The 23,015-nt window shown below is 60.0% G+C and carries 23 protein-coding genes and 1 pseudogene; 14 read left to right on the forward strand and 10 right to left on the reverse strand.

Features of this window, described 5'->3' with window-relative positions:
* From PMI24_RS29225 to trpE, 5 genes and pseudogenes are all read left to right on the forward strand, one after another.
* Window positions 1–101 (forward strand): annotated as a pseudogene (locus tag PMI24_RS29225) (ABC transporter permease); the annotation flags it as partial.
* 198 nt (window positions 102–299) lie between these two features.
* Window positions 300–1,448 (forward strand): iron-containing alcohol dehydrogenase, encoded by a 1,149-nt coding sequence (locus PMI24_RS17825; protein WP_007956304.1) that lies wholly within the window; start codon window positions 300–302, stop codon window positions 1,446–1,448.
* A 114-nt stretch (window positions 1,449–1,562) separates the two neighbouring features.
* Window positions 1,563–2,237 carry a ribulose-phosphate 3-epimerase gene (gene rpe / locus PMI24_RS17830; RefSeq protein ID WP_007918813.1) on the forward strand — a complete coding sequence of 225 codons (675 nt, stop codon included), beginning with the start codon at window positions 1,563–1,565 and terminating at the stop codon, window positions 2,235–2,237.
* On the forward strand, window positions 2,234–3,052 hold the full coding sequence (locus PMI24_RS17835) for a phosphoglycolate phosphatase (protein WP_007956306.1): 819 nt from the start codon (window positions 2,234–2,236) through the stop codon (window positions 3,050–3,052). The genes rpe and PMI24_RS17835 overlap by 4 nt, the downstream gene beginning before the upstream one ends.
* A gap of 71 nt (window positions 3,053–3,123) precedes the next feature.
* Window positions 3,124–4,602 (forward strand): anthranilate synthase component I, encoded by a 1,479-nt coding sequence (gene trpE, locus PMI24_RS17840; RefSeq protein WP_007956307.1) that lies wholly within the window; start codon window positions 3,124–3,126, stop codon window positions 4,600–4,602.
* A gap of 70 nt (window positions 4,603–4,672) precedes the next feature.
* Here the strand turns inward: trpE and estP are convergent, their stop codons facing one another.
* Entirely contained in the window at window positions 4,673–6,583 is a 1,911-nt protein-coding gene (estP, locus tag PMI24_RS17845) for an esterase EstP (protein ID WP_007956308.1), read from the reverse strand.
* A 403-nt stretch (window positions 6,584–6,986) separates the two neighbouring features.
* Between estP and PMI24_RS17850 the strand changes: the two genes are divergently transcribed.
* From PMI24_RS17850 to PMI24_RS17865, 4 genes are all read left to right on the forward strand, one after another.
* Window positions 6,987–7,580: an aminodeoxychorismate/anthranilate synthase component II gene (locus PMI24_RS17850; protein ID WP_007956309.1), complete on the forward strand. Its 594-nt coding sequence runs from the start codon at window positions 6,987–6,989 to the stop codon at window positions 7,578–7,580.
* A 9-nt stretch (window positions 7,581–7,589) separates the two neighbouring features.
* Window positions 7,590–8,639, forward strand: a complete 1,050-nt coding sequence (gene trpD, locus PMI24_RS17855; protein ID WP_007956310.1) for an anthranilate phosphoribosyltransferase — start codon at window positions 7,590–7,592, stop codon at window positions 8,637–8,639.
* Window positions 8,636–9,472, forward strand: coding sequence for an indole-3-glycerol phosphate synthase TrpC (gene trpC, locus PMI24_RS17860; protein ID WP_007956311.1), 837 nt, complete (start codon window positions 8,636–8,638; stop codon window positions 9,470–9,472). Before trpD ends, trpC begins: the two co-directional genes overlap by 4 nt.
* A gap of 136 nt (window positions 9,473–9,608) precedes the next feature.
* The gene (locus PMI24_RS17865) at window positions 9,609–10,307 is read left to right on the forward strand and encodes a lipoate--protein ligase family protein (RefSeq protein WP_007956312.1); all 699 of its coding nucleotides are present in this window, start codon (window positions 9,609–9,611) and stop codon (window positions 10,305–10,307) included.
* A gap of 10 nt (window positions 10,308–10,317) precedes the next feature.
* Here the strand turns inward: PMI24_RS17865 and crp are convergent, their stop codons facing one another.
* Window positions 10,318–10,962 carry a cAMP-activated global transcriptional regulator CRP gene (crp, locus tag PMI24_RS17870; RefSeq protein WP_007956313.1) on the reverse strand — a complete coding sequence of 215 codons (645 nt, stop codon included), beginning with the start codon at window positions 10,960–10,962 and terminating at the stop codon, window positions 10,318–10,320.
* Between the two features lie 236 nt (window positions 10,963–11,198).
* Here crp and PMI24_RS17875 point away from each other — a divergent pair, with 236 nt between their 5' ends.
* Both PMI24_RS17875 and speD read left to right on the forward strand, forming a co-directional pair.
* On the forward strand, window positions 11,199–11,621 hold the full coding sequence (locus tag PMI24_RS17875) for an OsmC family protein (protein WP_003228794.1): 423 nt from the start codon (window positions 11,199–11,201) through the stop codon (window positions 11,619–11,621).
* Between the two features lie 237 nt (window positions 11,622–11,858).
* On the forward strand, window positions 11,859–12,653 hold the full coding sequence (speD, locus tag PMI24_RS17880) for an adenosylmethionine decarboxylase (protein WP_007956315.1): 795 nt from the start codon (window positions 11,859–11,861) through the stop codon (window positions 12,651–12,653).
* 61 nt (window positions 12,654–12,714) lie between these two features.
* On the opposite strand, the gene coq7 is transcribed toward speD, so the two are convergent.
* From coq7 to hemJ, 6 genes are all read right to left on the reverse strand, one after another.
* On the reverse strand, window positions 12,715–13,362 hold the full coding sequence (gene coq7, locus PMI24_RS17885) for a 2-polyprenyl-3-methyl-6-methoxy-1,4-benzoquinone monooxygenase (protein WP_007956317.1): 648 nt from the start codon (window positions 13,360–13,362) through the stop codon (window positions 12,715–12,717).
* Between the two features lie 107 nt (window positions 13,363–13,469).
* Entirely contained in the window at window positions 13,470–13,808 is a 339-nt protein-coding gene (locus PMI24_RS17890) for a histidine triad nucleotide-binding protein (RefSeq protein WP_007956318.1), read from the reverse strand.
* A gap of 80 nt (window positions 13,809–13,888) precedes the next feature.
* Window positions 13,889–14,677 carry an SDR family NAD(P)-dependent oxidoreductase gene (locus tag PMI24_RS17895; protein ID WP_007956321.1) on the reverse strand — a complete coding sequence of 263 codons (789 nt, stop codon included), beginning with the start codon at window positions 14,675–14,677 and terminating at the stop codon, window positions 13,889–13,891.
* Between the two features lie 61 nt (window positions 14,678–14,738).
* A complete protein-coding gene (locus PMI24_RS17900) occupies window positions 14,739–15,689 on the reverse strand; it encodes a DUF805 domain-containing protein (RefSeq protein ID WP_007956323.1) in 951 nt (316 codons plus the stop codon).
* Between the two features lie 70 nt (window positions 15,690–15,759).
* Entirely contained in the window at window positions 15,760–16,728 is a 969-nt protein-coding gene (locus PMI24_RS17905) for an NAD(P)H-dependent flavin oxidoreductase (RefSeq protein ID WP_007956326.1), read from the reverse strand.
* A gap of 33 nt (window positions 16,729–16,761) precedes the next feature.
* Window positions 16,762–17,190: a protoporphyrinogen oxidase HemJ gene (gene hemJ / locus PMI24_RS17910; protein ID WP_007956328.1), complete on the reverse strand. Its 429-nt coding sequence runs from the start codon at window positions 17,188–17,190 to the stop codon at window positions 16,762–16,764.
* A 135-nt stretch (window positions 17,191–17,325) separates the two neighbouring features.
* Here hemJ and argC point away from each other — a divergent pair, with 135 nt between their 5' ends.
* Window positions 17,326–18,360 carry an N-acetyl-gamma-glutamyl-phosphate reductase gene (gene argC, locus PMI24_RS17915; protein WP_007956329.1) on the forward strand — a complete coding sequence of 345 codons (1,035 nt, stop codon included), beginning with the start codon at window positions 17,326–17,328 and terminating at the stop codon, window positions 18,358–18,360.
* Between the two features lie 168 nt (window positions 18,361–18,528).
* A complete protein-coding gene (erpA, locus tag PMI24_RS17920) occupies window positions 18,529–18,879 on the forward strand; it encodes an iron-sulfur cluster insertion protein ErpA (protein ID WP_003228776.1) in 351 nt (116 codons plus the stop codon).
* Window positions 18,880–18,951: 72 nt separating this feature from the next.
* On the opposite strand, the gene PMI24_RS17925 is transcribed toward erpA, so the two are convergent.
* Together PMI24_RS17925 and PMI24_RS17930 are read right to left on the reverse strand one after the other, a co-directional pair.
* On the reverse strand, window positions 18,952–20,043 hold the full coding sequence (locus tag PMI24_RS17925) for an anhydro-N-acetylmuramic acid kinase (RefSeq protein WP_007956330.1): 1,092 nt from the start codon (window positions 20,041–20,043) through the stop codon (window positions 18,952–18,954).
* A gap of 3 nt (window positions 20,044–20,046) precedes the next feature.
* On the reverse strand, window positions 20,047–21,471 hold the full coding sequence (locus PMI24_RS17930) for a peptidoglycan DD-metalloendopeptidase family protein (RefSeq protein ID WP_007956331.1): 1,425 nt from the start codon (window positions 21,469–21,471) through the stop codon (window positions 20,047–20,049).
* Window positions 21,472–21,681: 210 nt separating this feature from the next.
* Here PMI24_RS17930 and tyrS point away from each other — a divergent pair, with 210 nt between their 5' ends.
* On the forward strand, window positions 21,682–22,881 hold the full coding sequence (gene tyrS / locus PMI24_RS17935; RefSeq protein WP_007956332.1) for a tyrosine--tRNA ligase: 1,200 nt from the start codon (window positions 21,682–21,684) through the stop codon (window positions 22,879–22,881).
* The last annotated feature ends 134 nt before the right edge of the window (window positions 22,882–23,015 follow it).

The following is a 23,015-nucleotide window of genomic DNA, read 5'->3' on the forward strand; positions in this document are numbered from 1 at the left end:
CGGCGCCTGCCACTTTGCTGATTGCCTTCTCGGTGATCCTGCTGCTGACGCTGGAATGGTTGCGTGGACGTAGCGAGAAACTGCGTACCGCTCAGGTCTGAACCCCACCCGATAACCTGTGGGAGCGAGCCTGCTCGCGATGACGGACTGACATGCACTAATGATGTCGACTGAACCTCCGCTATCGCGAGCAGGCTCGCTCCCACAAGGGTTAGTCATTCATGCGCTGAATGACAGACAACCCGAATTCCCCAGCTACGCTTGTGCTCAGCTCCCACATCTATAAGAGGCTGCGCACGATGAGTCTTTCCTCGTTCAAGATTGCTCACAAACTGATCACCGGCGCCGGGGCCATCGAGCAACTCGCGGCCGAACTCACCCGGCTGGACATCGACAACCCGCTGATCGTCACCGATGCCGCGCTGGTCAAGTCCGGCACGGTGGAGCTGGCGCTGGCGCAAATCGGTGAGCGCGAGTACGAAATCTTCGACCGGGTACTGCCGGATCCGGAAATCGCCATCGTCGAGGATTGCATGCGTGTCTACCGAGAGGGCGGGCATGACGGCTTGATCGGCCTCGGTGGCGGCAGTGCCATCGACATCGCCAAGAGTGTTGCCGCCTATGCCGGTTATCACGGCGCGCTGGAAGATCTGTTCGGCGTCGATCAGGTGCCGCGCAAAGGCCCGCCGCTGATCGCCATCCCGACCACGGCCGGCACCGGTTCTGAAGTGACCAACGTCGCCATCCTCTCGGACAAGGTCGCCCAACTGAAGAAAGGCATCGTCAGCGATTACCTGTTGCCGGACGTGGCGCTGGTCAGCCCGCAGATGACCCTGACCTGTCCGCGCAGTGTCACCGCCGCCAGTGGTGTCGATGCGCTGGTGCATGCCATCGAATCCTACCTGTCGCTGAATGCCTCGCCGATCACCGACTCGCTGGCCATCGGCGCAATCAAGCTGATCGCCCGGTCATTGCCCAAGGCCTACGCCAATCCCTCCAACCTGCAGGCCCGGGAAGACATGGCCACCGCCAGCCTGATGGCCGGCATGGCGTTCGGCAATGCCGGAGTCGGTGCCGTGCATGCGCTGGCGTATCCGCTGGGCGGACGTTTCAACATTGCCCACGGCGTCAGTAATGCGTTGCTGCTGCCGTATGTCATGACCTGGAACAAGATGGCCTGCGTCGAACGGATGCAGGATATTGCCGAAGCCATGGGGGTGAAGACCGCTCATCTGAGCCTCAATGAAGCGGCCGATAGCGCCGTCGCGGCGATGACCCAACTGTGCGCAGCGGTAGAAATCCCGCTGGGTCTGCGCAGTTTCGGCGTGCCCGAAGAGGCGATCCCGGCGATGGCCGTGGAGGCTGCGGGAATCGAGCGCCTGATGCGCAATAACCCGCGCAAGCTCAGCGCCGTCGACATCGAGAAGATCTACCGGGCGGCGTACTGAGAAACTGCCGGCCGCCGGTCATGGCACAACCCAATCATCGCGGTCACGGTGCGCGCGCGGAAACTTGAGGTATACAATGCGCGCCATCGTGATTTAGCTCAGAAAAGGTGCGTCATGCAGCCCTTCGTTATTGCTCCGTCGATTCTCTCCGCCGACTTCGCCCGCCTGGGCGAGGAAGTGGACAACGTTCTGGCCGCCGGTGCCGACTTCGTCCACTTCGATGTCATGGACAACCACTATGTGCCGAACCTGACCATCGGCCCGATGGTCTGCGCCGCGCTGCGCAAGTACGGCGTGACCGCGCCGATCGACGCGCACCTGATGGTCAGCCCGGTGGATCGCATCGTCGGCGACTTCATCGAGGCCGGCGCCACCTACATCACCTTCCACCCGGAAGCTACGCTGCACGTCGATCGGTCCCTGCAACTGATCCGTGAAGGCGGCTGCAAATCCGGCCTGGTGTTCAACCCGGCGACCCCGCTGGACGTGCTCAAGTACGTGATCGACAAGGTCGACATGGTCTTGCTGATGAGCGTCAACCCGGGCTTCGGCGGGCAGAAGTTCATCCCCGGCACCCTCGACAAGCTGCGCGAAGCGCGGGCGATCATCGATGCTTCGGGCCGTGACATCCGCCTGGAAATCGACGGCGGCGTCAACGTCAACAACATCCGCGAAATCGCTGCTGCCGGCGCCGACACCTTCGTGGCCGGCTCGGCGATCTTCAATGCGCCGAACTATCAGGAAGTCATCGACAAGATGCGTTCCGAACTGGCGCTGGCTCGCCCATGAGCGGTTTTGAGCAGTTGTTCCCGGGGCAACTGCCGCGGTTGGTGATGTTCGATCTGGATGGCACGCTGATCGATTCGGTACCCGACCTGGCGGCGGCAGTGGATAACATGCTGCTCTCCCTCGGGCGCAAGCCTGCCGGTATCGAGTCGGTGCGCGAGTGGGTCGGCAACGGTGCGCCGGTGCTGGTGCGCCGCGCGTTGGCCGGCGGCATCGATCATTCCTCCGTGGATGACGTCGAAGCCGAGCATGCGCTGGAGGTTTTCATGGAAGCCTATGGCGCCAGCCATGAGCTGACCGTGGTCTATCCCGGCGTGCGCGACACCCTGAAATGGCTGCACAAACAGGGCGTGGCCATGGCGCTGATCACCAACAAGCCGGAGCGTTTCGTCGCGCCGCTGCTGGATCAGATGAAGATCGGCCGCTACTTCAAGTGGATCATCGGCGGCGACACCCTGCCGCAAAAGAAGCCTGATCCGGCGGCGCTGTTCTTCGTCATGAAGATGTCCGGCATTCCGGCCTCGCAATCGCTGTTCGTCGGTGATTCGCGCAGCGACGTGCTGGCGGCGAAAGCGGCGGGGGTCAAATGCGTTGGGCTGAGTTATGGCTACAACCATGGCCGGCCGATTGCCGAGGAATCCCCGGCGCTGGTGATCGACGATCTGCGCAAGCTAATTCCCGGTTGCCTGGATACGGCCGCTGAGATAACGTTGCCCGACGCTTCTCAATCCCCTTCTGGAAACGCCATCGTGGTGGTCACCCGCAAACTCTGGATGAAAGTCATCAAGGCCCTGGCCCGCTGGCGTTGGCGCGCCTGACTTGTTCCTGGCCGGCCTGCCGGCGCGTTTGCACACCTGACTGATTTGCACCTCACACCACGAGGCACCCTATGATCCGCGAAGAATTCCTGCGTCTGGCCGCTGACGGCTACAACCGCATCCCGCTGGCCTGCGAAACCCTGGCCGACTTCGACACCCCGCTGTCGATCTACCTGAAACTGGCCGACCAGCCCAACTCCTACCTGCTCGAATCGGTGCAGGGCGGCGAGAAATGGGGCCGTTACTCGATCATCGGCCTGCCGTGCCGCACCGTGCTGCGGGTTCACGATCATCACGTCAGCATCACCGTCGATGGCGTCGAGACCGAAAGCCACGACGTTGAAGACCCGCTGGCCTTCGTCGAAACCTTCAAGGCCCGCTACAACGTGCCGACCATTGCCGGTCTGCCGCGCTTCAACGGCGGCCTGGTCGGCTACTTCGGTTACGACTGTGTGCGTTATGTAGAGAAGCGCCTCGGCAAATGCCCGAACCCGGATCCGCTGGGCGTGCCGGACATTCTGCTGATGGTCTCCGATGCGGTGGTGGTGTTCGACAACCTCGCCGGCAAGATGCACGCGATCGTGCTGGCCGACCCGGCGCAGGCCGATGCCTACGAGCAGGGCCAGGCGCAATTGCAGCAACTGCTGGAAAAACTGCGTCAGCCGATCACCCCGCGCCGTGGCCTGGATTTCAGCAAGCAGCAGGCGGCCGAGCCGGTGTTCCGCTCCAGTTTCACCCAGGACGACTACGAAAAAGCCGTCGACACCATCAAGGAATACATCCTCGCCGGTGACTGCATGCAGGTCGTGCCGTCCCAGCGCATGTCGATCGACTTCAAGGCGGCGCCGATCGATCTGTACCGCGCACTGCGTTGCTTCAACCCGACGCCGTACATGTACTTCTTCAACTTCGGCGATTTCCACGTCGTCGGCAGTTCGCCGGAAGTGCTGGTGCGGGTCGAAGACAACCTGATCACCGTACGCCCGATTGCCGGCACCCGTCCTCGCGGCGCCACCGAAGAGGCGGACGTGGCGCTGGAAGAAGACCTGCTGTCCGACGACAAGGAAATCGCCGAGCACCTGATGCTGATCGACCTCGGTCGCAACGACACCGGGCGCGTTTCGGAAATCGGTTCAGTGAAACTTACCGAGAAGATGGTCATCGAGCGTTATTCCAACGTGATGCACATCGTGTCCAACGTCACCGGTCAGTTGAAAGCCGGGCTGACGGCGATGGACGCGCTGCGGGCGATCCTGCCGGCGGGCACCTTGTCCGGCGCGCCGAAGATCCGCGCGATGGAAATCATCGACGAGCTGGAGCCGGTCAAGCGTGGCGTGTATGGCGGCGCGGTCGGCTACTTCGCCTGGAATGGCAACATGGACACCGCGATTGCGATCCGCACCGCCGTGATCAAGAACGGCGAGCTGCACGTGCAGGCCGGTGGCGGCATCGTCGCCGACTCGGTGCCGGCGCTGGAGTGGGAAGAAACCATCAACAAGCGTCGGGCGATGTTCCGCGCTGTTGCATTGGCCGAGCAAACTCCGGACTGAGTGATTGATGACTCAGCCATAAAAAAAACGCGGCGCCTGTGAGGGCGCCGCGTTTTTTATGGCCTGCGAATCAGAAGTCGAGCGCTACGCCGACGTTGATCCCTTGCTGGGTAAAGTCGTCATCCTTGCGGATGTCGTAGCTGGCGCGCAATGCCAGATCCTTGGTGAGGTTGTGGCTCACGCCCAGGTTCAGGCGGTTCAGGTTGGTTTGAGGGGCATAGCCGGCCAGGGTGTAGCGGTTGTTCGGCAGGCTGTTGAGGTTCATCGTCACATTCTGGGTGTCGTCGTTGTACTCGCGCTCATGGGCCAGTTCGCCGAACACCTGGGTCTGCGAGGTGATCTGGTACTTGCCCTGGATCCCGAGACCGAGACGGCGGGAGATGCGCGACTGGTCATCGAACGTCAGTGCGGTGGAGTCGGCGCCATTTTCCGAGTAACCATCGACTTCAACCTTGGCGAAATCCGCACTGACGAATGGAGACAGGTGCCATGGGCTGCTCGCTTCTGGCGCAATGTCGTAACCCACGCGTCCGCTGAAGGCCAGAACATAGCCGTCGGTGTCGCCTTTTTCGCCGCGTTCGTTGACCCCCAGCTGGAATTTGCGTTTGAGGCTGTCGTAATCCAGATGCCCGGCGGTCACGGCGGCGTCACCCCACCAGCGGTTCTGCTGGTACTGGGCGAATGCGGTGCCCAGATAAGTGTTCAGCTTGTAGTCCGAGTCGTTGTCGCCGGCTTCGAGCTTCTGATTGTAGAAACCGGCCGCCACGCCCACGCGCCAGGCGTCGTTGAGACGGTAGCTGCCGCCGATGTTCAGGTTGTAACCGTTGCCGTCGGCGCTGGCGCCGCTGCGTTGGCTGTCGAAATCCTGATGCTGGCCGCCACCGGCGACAATTGCCCGCCATTGGCCAACGGCCTGCCAGTTTTCCCAATCCGCCAGCCACTGATTGCGCAGTTCATCCTGATGCGAGCGCAGGGTGCCTTGAGCCATTTGCGGCAACAGGGTCGCTTCCCATGGTGCGGCCAGCAACGAGTAGGCGTAATCGGCAATCAGGCGCTGCCCGGCTTCGGTCGGGTGAACGGCGTCGTTGTAGATCAGCTTGGTCGGATCCGGGGTGGCGCTGTTGATCCCGTACCGCGCGTTCTCCGTGCAACTGTTGCCGCTGAAGCAGGTACCGACCAGATTCTGGTCAGTGGCCAGGCCGAACTGCGCCGGATTGGCGAATGCCTCTTTGAGCAGAACCGGGACGTTCAGCGGGATGACGTTGGCATTGACGCTCTGCAACTGGCTGACCAGCTCGGTGTTGAACTGGGCGCTGAGTTGCGAGGTGAAGGCTTGTAGCGGCGAGCCGTTGATGGCCGGGGTCAGGCCGATGTCCGGCAACAGCCAGACCATGATGTAGCGGGCGCCGGCGCCTTGCAGCGTGCGTACGCTGTCGACCAGTCGATCGGCGGCGGCATTCGCCTGAGGAAGACTGGTGACGCGGCCCTGGAGAAAATCGTTGCCACCCCCGGTCAGGTAATACAGGGCATTCGGGTCGGCGCGGAAACCGTTCGACGGCAGATAACCGGCGCGGGTGCGTTCGCCAGTGGCGGACTGGCTGGTGATCGAGTCGAGAATCTGGTCGGTGCGGTAACCGCCGACGGCCCAGTTGTTGCCATCCGGCAAGCCTTGGTCGGGGCGTACGGTAGAAGACGAGGAGGCGGTCTGGTCCGGGGTGAAGCCGAGACGGCCGCCGAGCAATTGGGTGGCGTTGAGGGAGTAGAACTCACCGCTGCCGTCCTGATAGTTCGGGCCCGTGCGGTTGGTGAAGCGTTCGCCCGACCCGGCGGGACCGCCGCTGTCGGTGAAGGTCCCCGCGTCGCTGAGGCTGTCGCCGAAGACCACGAAATTCGAATAGGGATTGGGTGCGGCGTTCGCCTGGGCGCAGGCCATCGCGAGCAGGCATCCGGCGAGCGGTACAAACAACGTCTGTTTGATCATGAGCAAGTCCGTTTATTTATTGTTGTAGTGAACGAAACGACAGTACCAAAAACTTCCGGCGTTTTGCCATCGGTCGTCAACCCTCCCATTGTTTTATCCCCCACGGCCCCGGCCATATTGCACGCTCCGCCCAGCTAAGTTACTGTGCCGAAACGTATGAACGAGACCTTCCCCGTGTTGATCACCAGCAAACTTCTGGATCAAGTCATCAAGGCACACGCCCGCTGGCGTTGGCGCGCCTGAATCTTTTCTGCCGGCCCCGCCGGATCTGTATCGCTTTGCCTTCCTTGCCCGTTTGAAATGCCGCTGTGCCGATGCGACCTGCGCGTCCGCCAGTGTGCAGCGCCCTGGCAAGTCATCCGAAGGCTGTCTTCAAGTCAGAATTCAAGAGGTTCGAAACGCCATGTTGCTGATGATCGACAACTACGACTCCTTTACTTACAACGTTGTGCAATACCTCGGCGAGCTGGGTGCCGAGGTCAAAGTGGTGCGCAACGACGAACTGACCATCGCCGAAATCGAAGCGCTCAACCCTGAGCGGATCGTCGTATCCCCGGGCCCGTGCACTCCGACCGAAGCCGGCATTTCCATCGAAGCCATCAAGCATTTCGCCGGCAAACTGCCGATCCTCGGTGTCTGCCTAGGTCACCAGTCCATCGGCCAGGCTTTTGGCGGCGACGTTGTCCGCGCCCGCCAGGTGATGCACGGTAAGACTAGCCCGGTATTTCACGAGGACAAGGGCGTGTTTGCCGGTCTGAACCGTCCGCTGACCGTCACCCGCTATCATTCCCTGATCGTCAAACACGAAACGTTGCCCGATTGCCTGGAGCTGACCGCGTGGACCCAGCACGATGACGGTTCGGTCGACGAAATCATGGGCCTGCGTCACAAGACCCTGAACATCGAGGGCGTACAGTTCCACCCGGAATCGATCCTCACCGAGCAGGGCCACGAACTGTTCGCCAACTTCCTCAAACAAACCGGCGGCACGCGCTAAGGACTTTCCATGAATATCAAGACAGCCCTGAGCCGTATCGTCGATCACCTCGACCTCAGCACCGATGAAATGCGCGACGTGATGCGCGAAATCATGACTGGCCAATGCACGGACGCGCAGATTGGCGCGTTCATGATGGCGATGCGCATGAAGAGCGAAAGCATCGACGAGATCGTCGGTGCCGTGTCGGTGATGCGCGAGCTGGCGGACAAGGTCGAACTCCAGACCCTCGACCGCGTGGTCGATGTGGTCGGTACCGGCGGTGACGGGGCAAACATTTTCAACGTGTCGACCGCTTCTTCCTTTGTGGTCGCCGCGGCTGGCTGCACCGTGGCCAAGCACGGTAACCGCGCGGTGTCGGGCAAGAGCGGCAGCGCCGATCTGCTGGAAGCCGCCGGCATCTACCTCAACCTGACCCCGGTTCAGGTGGCGCGCTGCATCGACAACGTCGGCATCGGTTTCATGTTTGCCCAGACCCACCACAAAGCCATGAAGTACGCCGCCGGCCCGCGTCGCGATCTCGGCCTGCGCACGCTGTTCAACATGCTCGGCCCGCTTACGAATCCGGCCGGTGTGAAACATCAGGTCGTGGGCGTGTTCACCCCGGCGCTGTGCCGGCCGTTGGCTGAAGTCTTGCAGCGTCTGGGCAGCAAGCACGTGCTGGTTGTGCATTCGAAAGACGGTCTGGACGAATTCAGTCTGGCGGCGCCGACCTTTGTCGCCGAGCTGAAAGACGATCAGATCACCGAATATTGGGTCGAGCCGGAAGATCTGGGCATGAAGAGCCAGAGCCTGCACGGCCTGTCGGTCGAAGGCCCGGAAGCGTCGCTGGCGCTGATCCGCGATGCACTGGGCAAGCGCAAGACCGAGAACGGTCAGAAGGCTGCCGAAATGATCGTGCTCAATGCCGGTGCGGCGCTGTACGCCGCCGATCTGGCGACAAGTCTGAAAGAGGGCGTGGCACTGGCCCACGACGCTCTGCACACCGGTCTTGCTCGGGAAAAACTCGAGGAGTTGGGTGCCTTTACCGCGGTATTCAAAGTGGAGAATGAGGGATGAGTGTACCGACGGTTCTGGAAAACATTCTGGCCCGCAAGGTTCAGGAAGTCGCCGAGCGTAGCGCCCGTGTGAGCCTGAGCGAGCTGGAAAGTCTGGCCAAGGCGGCCGATGCACCCCGTGGTTTTGCCCAGGCATTGCTGGCGCAGGCCAAGAAGAAACAACCGGCAGTGATCGCCGAAATCAAGAAGGCGTCGCCGAGCAAGGGCGTGATCCGCGAGAACTTCGTTCCCGCCGACATCGCCAAAAGCTACGAGAAGGGCGGGGCGACCTGCCTGTCGGTGCTGACCGATATCGACTACTTCCAGGGCGCCGATGCCTACCTGCAACAGGCCCGCGCGGCGTGCTCGCTGCCGGTGATCCGCAAGGACTTCATGATCGATCCGTACCAGATCGTCGAAGCCCGTGCCCTGGGCGCCGATTGCGTACTGTTGATCGTCTCCGCGCTGGATGACGTGAAAATGGCCGAACTGGCGTCGGTCGCCAAAGACGTCGGTCTCGATGTGCTGGTGGAAGTGCACGACGGCGATGAGCTGGAGCGCGCGCTGAAAACCCTCGACACGCCGCTGGTCGGGGTCAACAACCGCAACCTGCACACCTTTGACGTCAGCCTGGAAACCACCCTCGACCTGCTGCCGCGCATTCCGCGCGATCGTCTGGTCATCACCGAGAGCGGCATCCTCAACCGTGCCGATGTCGAACTGATGGAAATCAGCGACGTTTACGCGTTCCTGGTCGGCGAAGCATTCATGCGCGCCGAAAGCCCGGGCATCGAACTGCAGCGTCTGTTCTTCCCTGAGCGCGGCGTTCCGGTGAGCGGTTCGACTCTCGACTGAGTTCCGGTAGACCGAGTCGAATCCAATCGCGAGCAGGCTCGCTCCCACAGGGAAACTCATTCCAATGTGGGAGCGAGCCTGCTCGCGATGACGGCATTGAAAGCTCTACAGATTTAACTGTCTGGTGGATACCTTGATGACTCCAACTTCCCTGACCATCGAAGCCGGCCTGCAAGCCGAACAGGATCTGCTGGCCTCGGTCTGCGCTGGTGATGCCGAATTCGGCTTGCTTTTCTGGCAGCCCAGCGATCGCGCTTTGGTCATGCCGCGCCGTTTGAATCGCTTGCCCGGTTTCGATCACGCCTGCGAAGTCTCCGCTGCTGCCGGCTGGCCGGTGTTGCTGCGGGAAACCGGCGGCGAACCGGTTCCGCAATCGGCGTCGACCATCAACATTGCGCTTGTCTACGCGCCGCCTCGCAGCGAAGGCGATCTGAACCGCATCGAAACCGGTTACCGGCGGCTGTGCGATCCGATCTGTGAGTTGCTGGATGAGTTGGGTGGCGCTTCGTCGTTGGGTGAAATCGACGGTGCGTTCTGCGACGGTCGCTTCAACGTCAATCTCGACGGTCGCAAGATGGTCGGCACCGCTCAGCGCTGGCGCCAGAGTCAGGGTGGTCAGCGTCCGGTGGGGTTGGTGCACGGGGCGATGCTGGTGGATGACGAACGTGAGTCGATGGTTGCGGCGGTCAACCGCTTCAACGAAGCATGTGGTCTGGAGCAACGGGTACGTGCCGCCAGCCACATCGCTCTGCATGAGAAATTCCCGGCGCCCCATGCACTGGCGCGTCTCGATGAACTCTTTCGTTTGATGCTGGCGCAGATCTACGCCGGCTGAGCTTTGGAACTCAGCGAGTGCCGAAGACCACCATGGTCTTGCCTTTCACATCCACCAGGTTGCGTTCCTCAAGATCCTTGAGCACGCGACCGACCATCTCTCGCGAACAACCGACAATCCGGCCGATTTCCTGACGGGTCACCTTGATCTGCATGCCGTCCGGGTGAGTCATCGCATCCGGCTGTTTGCACAGTTCCAGCAGGCAGCGAGCGACACGACCGGTGACGTCGAAGAACGCCAGGTCGCCGACCTTGCGTGTGGTGTTGCGCAGACGTTGTGCGATTTGTCCGCTGAGGACGTAAAGAATGTCTGGATCCTGTTGCGACAGTTCGCGGAACTTGGTGTAGCTGATTTCCGCCACTTCGCATTCAACCTTGGCCCGCACCCAGGCGCTGCGCTGCTGTTCCTGGCCGGCTTCTTCGAAAAGACCCAACTCGCCGAAGAAGTCCCCGGCATTCAGGTAGGCGATGATCATCTCGCGGCCGTCGTCGTCCTCGATCAGGATCGTGACCGAACCGCGGATGATGAAGTACAGCGTGTCGGAACGATCCCCGGCGCAGATGATGTTGCTCTTGGCCGCGTGACGCCGGCGCTGGCAATGCATCAGCAGCTTGTCGAGGTTCTTGATTTTGGGTGTGGGGGTAATACCAACCATGGTTGTATCCCGAAAAGACTGCACGGTTATATTTGGTTTTTATATGAGGCGCTGAGGCGGTCGCTACACAGTCTGGCGAAGGCGCCAGTGAATTGGCGCCAGCTTACCAGACACTTCGTCGAAATTTCGAGAAATCACCTACGTTAAAGGTGCATTCGTCCCAGGAACGTGCTCGCTGTCCGGGCGGGGCCCTGTGCTAAGCTGGCGACCCTTTTTTCTACAGTGGAGTCTTGGCGATGAAGGCACGCATCCAATGGGCTGGCGAAGCCATGTTCCTCGGCGAATCCGGCAGCGGTCATGTCGTGGTCATGGACGGTCCGCCGGACGCCGGTGGTCGTAACCTGGGTGTCCGCCCGATGGAAATGCTCCTGCTGGGTGTCGGCGGTTGCAGCAATTTCGACGTGGTCAGCATTTTGAAGAAGTCCCGTCAGGCCGTTGAAAGCTGCGAAGCCTTTCTGGAAGCCGAGCGCGCGACCGAAGATCCGAAAGTGTTCACCAAGATCCACATGCACTTCGTGGTCAAGGGCCGGGGCCTGAAAGAAGCCCAGGTCAAACGCGCCATCGAACTGTCTGCCGAGAAGTATTGCTCGGCCTCGATCATGCTCGGCGCGGCCGGCGTGGCGATCACCCACGACTACGAAATCGTTGAACTCGGCTGAGCCGACATTCAACTATCATAAAAGCAGTGCAGACTCTGGCGATCCCCCGCTGACGTCTGCATAATGCGCCACTTTTTTCAGGGCCGTGATCAGTCAACCGACGGGTCATCCGCCTGAACAGATAACCAAAATCGCCATCGCGAAGAGGTGTTAACCGTCCTACGCAGGTGCGTTGTTCGCACTTGACGGGCATGCTTGATCACGCGGCCGTGCCGCATACATAGAGAGTTTTTAACGGTGAAAAGCAAACTCAAGCTCCACGGGTTCAATAACCTGACAAAGACCTTGAGCTTCAACATCTATGACATCTGCTACGCGGAAACCCCGCAAGACCAGCAGGCTTACGTCGAGTACATCAATCAAGAGTACAACGCCGAACGCCTGACGCAGATCCTCACGGAAGTTGTCGAAATCATTGGTGCCAACATTCTGAACATTGCGAGTCAGAACTATGAGCCTCAGGGTGCCAGCGTCACGATTCTGATCTCGGAAGAGCCGGTGACCCCGACCGAAAGCCAGATCGAAGAGTCCCCGGGCCCGTTGCCCGAAATCATCCTGGCCCACCTCGACAAGAGCCACATCACGGTGCACACCTACCCGGAAATCCATCCGGACGCCGGTATCGCGACCTTCCGTGTGGACATCGACGTGTCGACCTGTGGTGTCATTTCACCGCTCAAAGCGCTCAATTTCCTCATTCACCAGTTCGATTCGGACATCGTGACCGTGGATTACCGTGTGCGCGGCTTCACCCGTGACGTTGAAGGCAACAAGCACTTCATCGACCACGAGATCAACTCGATCCAGAACTACCTTTCCGAAGACACCCGTGACGCGTACCAGATGACCGACGTGAACGTGTACCAGGAAAACCTGTTCCACACCAAAATGCTGCTGAAGAACTTCGAACTGGACAACTACCTGTTCGGCGATGCCACCAGCAACCTGTCTTCCGAGCAACGCGCTCAGGTGACCGAGCGTGTGAAACACGAAATGCTGGAAATCTTCTACGCGCGCAATATGCCGAGCTAAGAAATCCGGGCACAAAAAAAGGCGACTGCTTTGCGGCAGTCGCCTTTTTTGTGGGCGTTTTTCAGATCCGGTAAGTGCTCTTGGTCATCACTTTGGCCAACAGGCTCATGCCGAACTTCACCGGCGCCGGGAAGCGGAAGCCGCCGGCCTCCAGTGCGCTTTCCGCGTGATGTTCTTCATCTATGCGCATCTGCTCCAGAATCGCCCGGGATTTTTCGTCCTCGGCCGGCAGTTGCTCCAGATGCTCGTTCAGATGCTTGCACACCTGATGTTCGGTCGCCGCGACAAATCCGAGGCTGACCTTGTCGCTGATCAGCCCGGCGACAGCGCCGATGCCGAACGACATTCCGTAGAACAGTGGGTTGAGCACACTGGTGTGGCTGCCCAGCTGGTGAATGCGCTGTTCGCACCAGACCAGATGATCGATCTCTTCTTCGGCCGCATGCTCCATGGCCTCGCGCACCTGTGGCAGCTTGGCGGTCAGCGCCTGGCCCTGATACAGCGCCTGGGCGCAGACTTCACCGGTGTGGTTGATGCGCATCAGGCCGGCGACGTGGCGGGTGTCTTCATCGCTCATCTGCACATCGGGCTGCACGATTGCCGGCGACGGACGGTACGGCTGGCCGCTGAAGGGCAGCAAGGTACGCATCGCGGCATCGGCTTGCAGCAGAAGACGATCAATGGGCGAGTAGTGACGTTGGGTAGTCATGCTGACCTCCGGGAAGAATCTCGGCGGCCAGTTTAACCGAATCGGCCGGGGAAGGTTTGCGCTGGGTCATGTGGGAGCAGGGCGCTCCCACCGATCTTTGGGTTCAATCAGCCCGGCGGCCAGTTCATCTGGCGTTGACCGAGTACGTGCATGTGAATGTGGTAGACCGTCTGCCCACCCATTTCATTGCAGTTCATCACCACCCGGAAGCCTTCCTCGCAACCCAGCTCCAGCGCCAGACGCTGGGCGGTGAACAGGATATGCCCGGCCAGTGCCTTGTCGTCTTCGGTCAGGTCGTTGAGGGTGCGCACCGGTTTCTTCGGGATCACCAGGAAATGCACCGGTGCCTGTGGGGCGATGTCGTGGAACGCCAGAACCTGGTCGTCCTCGTAGATGATCTTCGCCGGGATTTCCCGGTTGATGATCTTGGTGAACAGAGTATCCACAGCTGTTTTCTCCGTTGTGTGAGCTGGCCTGAGTGTACCCACGAGGGTACACCGCGCCCAGCCATTTGCCTGCCGGCCCTTCAGCGAGGGCAGTAAGCCTTGTTGACCATGCCGACAATCGTGCGATTGAGCCAGCGCGAACCGAGTCGAGGCAGAAAGGCGAACCAGCGGTTTCGGCGTCCGGGAATGATGATCGCGCGGTTTTTCTCCAGGGCGCGCACGGTATACAGCGCGACCTCCTCGGGGCTCATCAGCAGTTTGCTGGCATTGAGTTTGTCGTTGTTCAGTTGCGCGGTGCGAAAGAACGCGGTGCGGGTCGGGCCGGGGCAGAGTACCGACACCTTGACCGCACACTTCTTCAGTTCCACCCGCAGCGCTTCCGAGAAATGCAGTACATACGCCTTGCTGGCGTAGTAGGTGCTCATCCAGGGCCCGGGGTTGAAGGCCGCCACCGACGCGACATTGAGAATCTGCCCGCCGCCCTGCAACGCCATGCTGTTGCCGATGGCATGGCAGAGGCGGGTGAGGGCGAGGATGTTCACTTCGATCAGATCCTGTTCGGTCATCCAGTCTTGGGCCAGGAACGGGCCGCAAGTACCGATGCCGGCGCAATTGACCAACAGATCGATCTGCCGATCGCCTTCTTCAAGCTCCAGCAGAAAACCGGACAGGCGCAGCGGCTCACCGAGGTCACAGGCGCGGAACAGCACCTCCACGCCGAAGCGCTGGGTCAGTTCAATCGCAATGCTTTCCAGCTGATCACGCTGGCGAGCCACCAGAATCAGGCTGCGGCCACGGCGCGCCAGGGCTTCGGCCATGGCCAGGCCGATGCCGCTGGAGGCGCCGGTGATCAGAGCGTAACGGGTCATGCAAATCTCCATCGCAACAGCGCCGCGCCGTGGACGCAGGTGTCACGGCGGGGAGCGTTGTTCATTCTTTCGCAGAGTCTACAGGGGCGAGGGCGGCTTCGGCTGCATCGTCTGCCGAATTCGCGGCGGGCTCGACTTCCACATCGATTTCATCGGTGGTCACCGAACCGCTCTCGTAGCTGCTTTCAAGACTGCTTTCGTATTCCTGCTGGATGGCGGTAATCCCGCCCAGCATGCCACCCATGAAAAACAGCCCGATAAACACGATCCACAGCGAACACAGCACTTTGACTGCCGTGCTGTTCGGCGGAGGTGGTGGGCCATAGCGGTTGGCGCCGGTATTGCCCGGCACGATCATGATCACCAGCGGGAAGAAACTGCCCACGAACGGCACCAGCGTCAGCAGCCAGAGCCACCCGGACCAGCCGATATCGTGCAGGCGCTGAATGCTGAACAGGATCCCGACGATCGCGAAGGCCAGAAACAGGAAGAAAGCGAGGAGACCGCCGATGATCAGGCCGGTCGTCGAGTCGGCACTCACCAGGCCCAGACCGATCAACGCGAACACGCTGACGATTGGCAGGGCGACCAGGCTCAACACCATCGACCATGCCAGGTAGCGCAAGCGGCCGATCCGGCCTTCAACGCTGAGCGGCTTGAGAGGCGCGAATGCCGGCAGGTTTTCACCGACGGTGGCGCGAGGGGGCGCATAAGGCGAGTCAGGCTCCGCGACGGCGGCGCTTTGCTCGTGAACATCCGACAGGTTCAGCTCGATGGGCGTTTCGGTTTCGATCCGGGCATCGATCCCGGTCTTGCCCAGCGCTTGCAGATAAGCCTGCGCATCGCTGTGGGACAGATCACGCTTGAGCGCGACGGTGCGGCCATTGAACAGGCGCTCGATGGCGGCGACATCGCTTTTGAACAGATCGGCCAGGTTGAGCTTGGCCGTGGTGATATCGACGCCAGGCTGGAGCGCGCCGTCGAAAACGATCTTGTAACGGGGTTCGCTCATGGCCGAGGCATCCTTGTCGCGAAATAAATTGAGTCTAAGGCCAGTCAGACAGCGACTGGCCGGGTTTCATTCAACGTGGCCAGCGTTTCGGCAGTTGCGCTGCGTGCTCCAGGGCCTGGCGGTATTCGGCGTCGAGACGCGCCACCAGTTGATCCACGCTTGGCAGATCGTCGATCTGCCCCACGCCCTGACCCGCAGACCACACGGTTTTCCAGGCCTTGGCTTCGTCGTTGATCGGCTTGAGCTTGTCGCCGAAATTCACTTCACCCTTGCCTTGCAGGGCTGCCATGTCGAAACCGGCGGCCTCCAGGCTTTGACGCATGAAACTGGCCGGTACACCGGACACGGCAGGAGTATGAATGATGTCGGCGGCTTTGGCAGTCAGCAGCATCTCCTTATAGGCGTCAGGCGCATGACTTTCAGTGGTGCCGATAAATCGCGTACCGAAGTAGGCGAGATCCGCGCCGAGCAGTTGTGCGGCGAGAATCTCATGCCCATGGTTCAAACATCCTGCAAGCAACAGGGTCTTGTCGAAGAACTCGCGGATCTCGGCGATCAGCGAAAACGGGCTCCAAGTCCCGGCGTGCCCACCGGCACCGGCTGCGACGGCGATCAAACCATCAACACCGGCCTCGGCGGCTTTCTCGGCATGGCGACGGGTCGTCACGTCGTGGAAGACCAGGCCGCCGTAACTGTGCACGGCGTCTACTACTTCCTTCACCGCTCCGAGGCTGGTGATGACGATGGGCACCTTGTGCTCGACGCAGATGTTCAGATCCGCCTCCAGACGCGGATTGCTCTTGTGAACAATCAGGTTGACCGCGTACGGCGCCGGGTTCTCCAATGTCGCCAGCCCCGCTTCGATCTGCTCCAGCCAGGCCTTGAACCCGCTGCTTTCGCGTTGGTTCAGCGCCGGGAAGCTGCCAACTACGCCGTTACGGCAGCACGCCAGCACCAGTTCAGGATTGGAGATCAGAAACATCGGCGCCGCCACTACGGGCAGGCGCAGACGTTGTTCGAGCAGAGCGGGCAGCGACATAGGAAGTACCCCGGAAAGTTGTATTTGTTGAAGTTAGAACGGCTTGACCACGACCAGAATTACGATAGCCAGCAATATCAGAACCGGCACTTCATTGAACCAGCGATAAAAGACATGGCTGCGGGTGTTCTCGCCACGGGCGAAACGTTTTACCTGCGCGCCGCACATGTGGTGGTAACCGATCAACAGCACGACCAGGGTCAGTTTCGCGTGGATCCAGCCACCGCTGCTGAAGATGCTCGGGTTGAGATAGATCAGCCAGCCGCCGAAGATCAGCGCGGCGATCATCGCCGGGCCCATGATGCCGCGATAGAGCTTGCGCTCCATGATGCTGAAGCGTTCCTTGCTGATCGTGTCTTCACTTTGTGCGTGATAAACGAACAGTCGCGGAAGATAGAAGAGCCCGGCAAACCAGCACACGATGCTGACGATATGTAGCGCTTTGATCCACAGATAGAGCATTTTTGGTTATTCCCTGATTCACGGTAGGCCGGATAGTAGAGGCTTGAGCGTCCACACGTCACCTTGGCGGTTGTCGCAGGGGCGCGCGGCCCCTATTATCGACGGCTTTCCAGTGGGTTCGTTGAGGGCAGGTTTATGGTCAAGGTCGGTATCGTCGGCGGCACGGGTTACACCGGTGTCGAACTGCTGCGTCTATTGGCACAGCATCCGCAGGCAGAAGTGGTAGTGATCACTTCCCGATCCGAGGCCGGTCTGGCCGTGGCTGATATGTATCCGAACCTGCGCGGTCACTACGACGGTCTCGCATTCAGCGTGCCGGACATCAAGACCCTGGGCGCTTGCGACGTGGTGTTCTTCGCCACTCCGCACGGCGTTGCCCACGCACTGGCCGGCGAATTGCTGGCGGCCGGCACCAAGGTCATCGACCTGTCGGCAGACTTCCGTCTGCAGGACGCCGATGAATGGGCCAAGTGGTACGGCCAGCCGCACGGCGCGCCGGAGCTGCTGGACGAAGCGGTTTACGGCTTGCCGGAAGTCAATCGTGAGCAGATCAGGAAAGCACGCCTGATCGCGGTGCCGGGTTGTTATCCGACTGCGACGCAGCTGGGTTTCCTGCCGTTGCTTGAAGCGGGCATTGTCGACGCTTCGCACCTGATCGCCGACTGCAAGTCCGGTGTCAGCGGTGCCGGGCGTGGCGCTGCCGTAGGCTCGCTTTACTCCGAGACGTCGGAAAGCATGAAGGCCTATGCGGTGAAAGGTCATCGTCATCTGCCGGAAATTCGTCAGGGGCTGCGTCGTGCCGCAGGCAAGGATGTCGGTCTGACGTTCGTGCCACACCTGACGCCGATGATTCGTGGCATTCACTCCACGCTCTACGCAACCGTGGTGGATCGCTCGGTGGATCTGCAGGCGTTGTTCGAGAAGCGTTATGCCAATGAGCCGTTCGTCGATGTGATGCCGGCCGGCAGCCATCCGGAAACCCGCAGTGTGCGTGGCGCCAACGTCTGCCGCATCGCGGTTCACCGTCCACAGGATGGTGATCTGGTGGTGGTGTTGTCGGTGATCGACAATCTGGTCAAGGGCGCGTCGGGTCAGGCGGTGCAGAACATGAACATCCTGTTCGGTCTGGATGAGCGCTTTGGTCTGTCCCACGCCGGCATGCTGCCGTAACGACTGATCTTGCTTGGTAAAAAGGCCCGTCTGACGGGCCTTTTTGCATTCTGGTCGGTTGATCAACTTTATTGATATACCGTAACAATAGTTGACCGATTTTCTAGGACAAGCGGATAATGCGCGTCATCACGCATTATGGCGGCGTAACGCCGGGAGATAGTCAGCATGAGCGTCGAATCCTTCACCCCCACGGCTTTGCAATTCACTCAAGGTGCCGCGCACAAGGTGAAGAGCCTGGTCGATGAAGAGGGGAATGATCGCTTGAAGCTGCGCGTATTCGTTACGGGCGGCGGTTGTTCAGGGTTTCAGTACGGCTTCACCTTCGATGAAGATGTGGCCGAGGACGACACCATCGTCGAGCGCGAAGGCGTCAGTCTGGTGGTCGATCCGATGAGCTTCCAGTACCTGGCGGGTGCCGAGGTGGATTATCAGGAAGGTCTGGAAGGTTCGCGGTTCGTGATCAAGAACCCGAATGCCACCACCACTTGTGGTTGCGGCTCCTCGTTCTCGATCTGATCGCGCTTCACCGAACACAATAAAACGCCGCAGAACCTCACGGTTCTGCGGCGTTTTGTTATCTGGGATTTGTCAGTTGGGGTAGATGGCGCCGAGTACGCGCAGACCTTTGGCGCCAGTGACGCTCGGGCGGTTGGCGGCAATGCCTTCCAGACAGCAGTGGGCCAGCCAGGCGAAGGCCATGGCCTCGACCCAGTCCGGATCGACGCCGTGGGTCGATGTGCTGGCGACCTTGGTGTTGGGTAGCAGGTCGGCCAGGCGATTCATCAGTGTGGCGTTGTGAGCGCCGCCGCCGCATACCAAGAGCTCTTCGGTATTCGATTGAGCGCTTTGCAGCGATTCGACGATGGTCAGCGCCGTCAGTTCGAGCAGTGTCGCCTGTACGTTTTCGGGTGCGAACTCTGGCAGGTGCGACAGTTTCTGTTCCAGCCAGGGCAGGTTGAAAACTTCGCGGCCGGTGCTCTTCGGGCCTTGGGTCACGAAAAACGGATCGCTGAGCAGGGCTTTCAGCAGGGGCGGTTCGACCTTGCCGCTGGCTGCCCACTGCCCGTTACGGTCGTAGTTCTCGCCCCGTTGCTGATGAATCCAGGCATCCATCAGCACATTCCCCGGCCCGCAATCGAAACCGGCTACAGGCTTGTTCGGCTCAATCAGACTGAGATTGCTGAAACCGCCGACATTCAAGACCGCGCGGTTGCCGGTATGCTCTTCGAATAACGCTTCATGAAAGGCAGGAACCAGAGGAGCGCCCTGGCCGCCGGCGGCCACATCGCGGCTGCGGAAGTCGCTGACAACTGTGATGCCGGTCAGCTCGGTCAGCAGGGCAGGGTTGCCGATCTGCACAGTGAAACCGCGCGCAGGTTCGTGGCGAATGGTCTGGCCGTGGCTGCCGATCGCGCGAATGGCTTCAGGCTTGAGCTGTTGCTGTTCGAGGAGGGTATGGATCCCTTGCGCGGCGAGCTTCACCCAGTTCTGCTGGGCAATCGCCGAACGGGCGATTTCGTCAGGGCCGCTGGCGCACAAGCCAAGCAGCTCGGCGCGCAGGGTATCTGGCATGGAAATGTAGTGCGTGGCGACCAGATTGATCGCCGAGGATTGCTCGATCAGGGCGATGTCCAGCCCGTCGAGACTGGTGCCGGACATCACGCCGATATAAAGAGCCATGGCTTAACGTTTGCTCGAAGCCAGCATGGTGGCCTTCTCTTGGTCCATGCGAGCCATCAACGGCTGGCTCTGTGCCAGGAAGCGGGCGCGTTCGGCTTTGGCGATCGGGTCGGCCATCGGCAGCTTCTGGCCCAATGGATCGACGTGAACACCGTTGACCTGGAACTCATAGTGCAGGTGCGGGCCGGTGGACAGGCCGGTGGTGCCGATGTAACCGATCACCTGGCCCTGTTTGACGGTGCCGCCGGTCTTTACGCCCTTGGCGAAGCCTTGCATGTGGCCATACAGCGTACGGTAAGTGTTGCCGTGCTGGATGATCACGGTGTTGCCGTAACCGCCGCGACGGCCGGCCAGCAGCACTTTGCCGTCGCCGGCAGCCTTGATTGGCGTACCGCGTGGAGCGGCGTAGTCGACGCCTTTGTGGGCGCGGATCTTGTTGAGGATCGGGTGTTTGCGGCCCATGGAGAATTTCGAGCTGATGCGGGCGAAGTCCACCGGTGTACGGATGAACGCCTTGCGCATGCTGTTGCCATCGGCGGTGTAGTAGCTGCTGTTGCCCTGCTTGTTGGTGTAACGCACGGCAGTGTAAGTCTTGCCGCGGTTGGTGAACCGGGCGGAAAGGATCGGACCATTGCCAACGGCTTTGCCATTGACCACTTTCTGTTCATAGATCACATCGAACTCATCGCCCTGGCGGATATCCTGGGCAAAGTCCACGTCGTAGCCGAACACGCTGGCCATGTCCATGGTCAGGCTGTGGGACAGGCCTGCGCGGGCAGCGGACTGCGACAGCGAGCTGTTGATCACGCCGTGCACGTAGGCGGTGCGAACAGTCGGTTTGGCGGTGACGCGGTTGAACACATAACCCTTGTCATTCTTGGTCAGGGTGATGGTTTCAACGTCGCTGACCTTGCTGTGCAGGTTGGTCAGCTGGCCTTGTGGATTCAATTCGAATTCGAGTTTCTGGCCATGTTTGAGCTGGCTGAACTGCTTGGCTTGCTTGTCGCTGGCCAGCACTTCATGGACGGCCGCGGCCGGGAGACCGACTTTCTCGAACAGTGTAGAAAGCGTATCGCCCTTGGAGACGATCACTTCCCTGTGATTTGGAGCCTTCTTTTCTTCAGCTACCGGTGTCGGCGCTGGTGCAGCCTGAGCGGTTTCCTGCGTCTCTTCGGCGCTGTTTTCGATCTGCGCGAAAGGAGAGGCTACGGATTCGTTTGTGGCTTGAGCCGCCTCGGCAGCGTCTTGATCTTGTGTCAGTTGTTCAGCAGGACTTTCCAGTTCAAGGCTCAGCGTTGTCTTTTTGGCTTCAACATCACTGGATGGAAACACCAGGAGCGCCAGGCTGAGAAGGGCGGCGATACCACTCGCGGCGAGCAGGTGGGTCTTCGGGTAAAGCGGTGGCGCTTTAGACGGTTCAGTGGTCATAAGTAATTTGACTTTGAAAAAGATGAATTGGAAAAGATGAATGACATGATGAAGATGAAATAACTGTATAAAATATAACCAAATCATCCCTGAAGCAAGTCTGTGGACGCCCTGTCTGTGGATTGGCGTCCGTGCGCCGGGCAAAACTTGTATTTGGTGCGCGATCTTGTATGGTTGGTTCCCTTTGAATCTGAGCCTTGCGGGTCTGTTATGAAGTCGGTTGAAGAGCAGCTAGCGCTGATTAAACGTGGTGCGGAAGAACTGTTGGTCGAGTCCGAGCTGATCGAAAAGCTCAAGCGTGGCCAGCCGCTGCGAATCAAGGCCGGCTTCGATCCAACTGCGCCGGACCTGCACCTTGGTCACACTGTGCTTATTAATAAGCTGCGCCAGTTCCAGGAGCTGGGGCATCAGGTGATCTTCCTTATTGGTGATTTCACCGGAATGATCGGTGACCCGAGCGGCAAGAGCGCCACGCGTCCTCCTTTGACCCGTGAGCAGGTTCTGGAAAACGCCGAGACCTACAAGACTCAGGTGTTCAAGATTCTTGATCCGGCGAAAACCGAAGTCGCGTTCAACTCCACCTGGATGGATCAGATGGGGCCTGCGGACTTTATTCGTCTGACTTCGCAGTACACCGTCGCTCGCATGCTCGAGCGTGATGACTTCGACAAGCGCTACACCACCAATCAGCCGATCGCCATTCACGAATTCCTCTATCCGCTGGTTCAGGGTTATGACTCGGTTGCTTTGCGCGCTGACGTTGAGCTGGGTGGTACCGATCAGAAGTTCAACCTGCTAATGGGGCGTGAGCTGCAGCGTGGTTATGGCCAGGAAGCGCAGTGCATCCTGACGATGCCGTTGCTTGAAGGTCTGGATGGCGTGAAGAAGATGTCCAAGTCGCTGGGCAACTACGTCGGTATCCAGGAAGCGCCGGGTGTCATGTACAGCAAGCTGGTCTCGATTCCTGATGCGTTGATGTGGCGCTACTTCGAGTTGCTCAGCTTCCGTTCGATGGATGAGATCAATGCGTTCCGTGCCGATGTAGAGGCGGGCGCTAATCCTCGCGATATCAAGATCAAGCTGGCCGAAGAGATTGTTGCGCGCTTCCACGGTGAAGAGGCTGCGGCCAATGCTCACCGTGGTGCGGGTAACCGTATGAAAGATGGTGAGTTGCCGGATGATCTGCCAGAGGTCGAGTTGACTGCTTCCGAGGATATGCCGATTGCTGCTGTCCTTAATAAGGCCGGTCTGGTGAAGAACTCGGCGGCTGCTCGTGATCTGCTGGCCTCCGGTGGTGTGCGTGTAGATGGTGAGGTGGTTGATCGTTCCTTTATATACGTACTGGGCGCGACTCACGTTTGTCAGGCCGGCAAGAAGGCTTTTGCACGGATTTCGCTGAAATCTGAGTAAAGTTGAAATAAGGGGTTGACGGCGAATTCCAGAGGTCTATAATTCGCCCCACTTCCGGCGCAGTCGAAACGGAAAACTCCTTGAGATTCAATGAGTTAAGTAGGTTTCGAAGGCGGGTCGCTTCAGTTCATCGA

It is taken from the genome of Pseudomonas sp. GM25 (genome assembly GCF_000282255.1).
GTDB lineage: Bacteria > Pseudomonadota > Gammaproteobacteria > Pseudomonadales > Pseudomonadaceae > Aquipseudomonas > Aquipseudomonas aphyarum.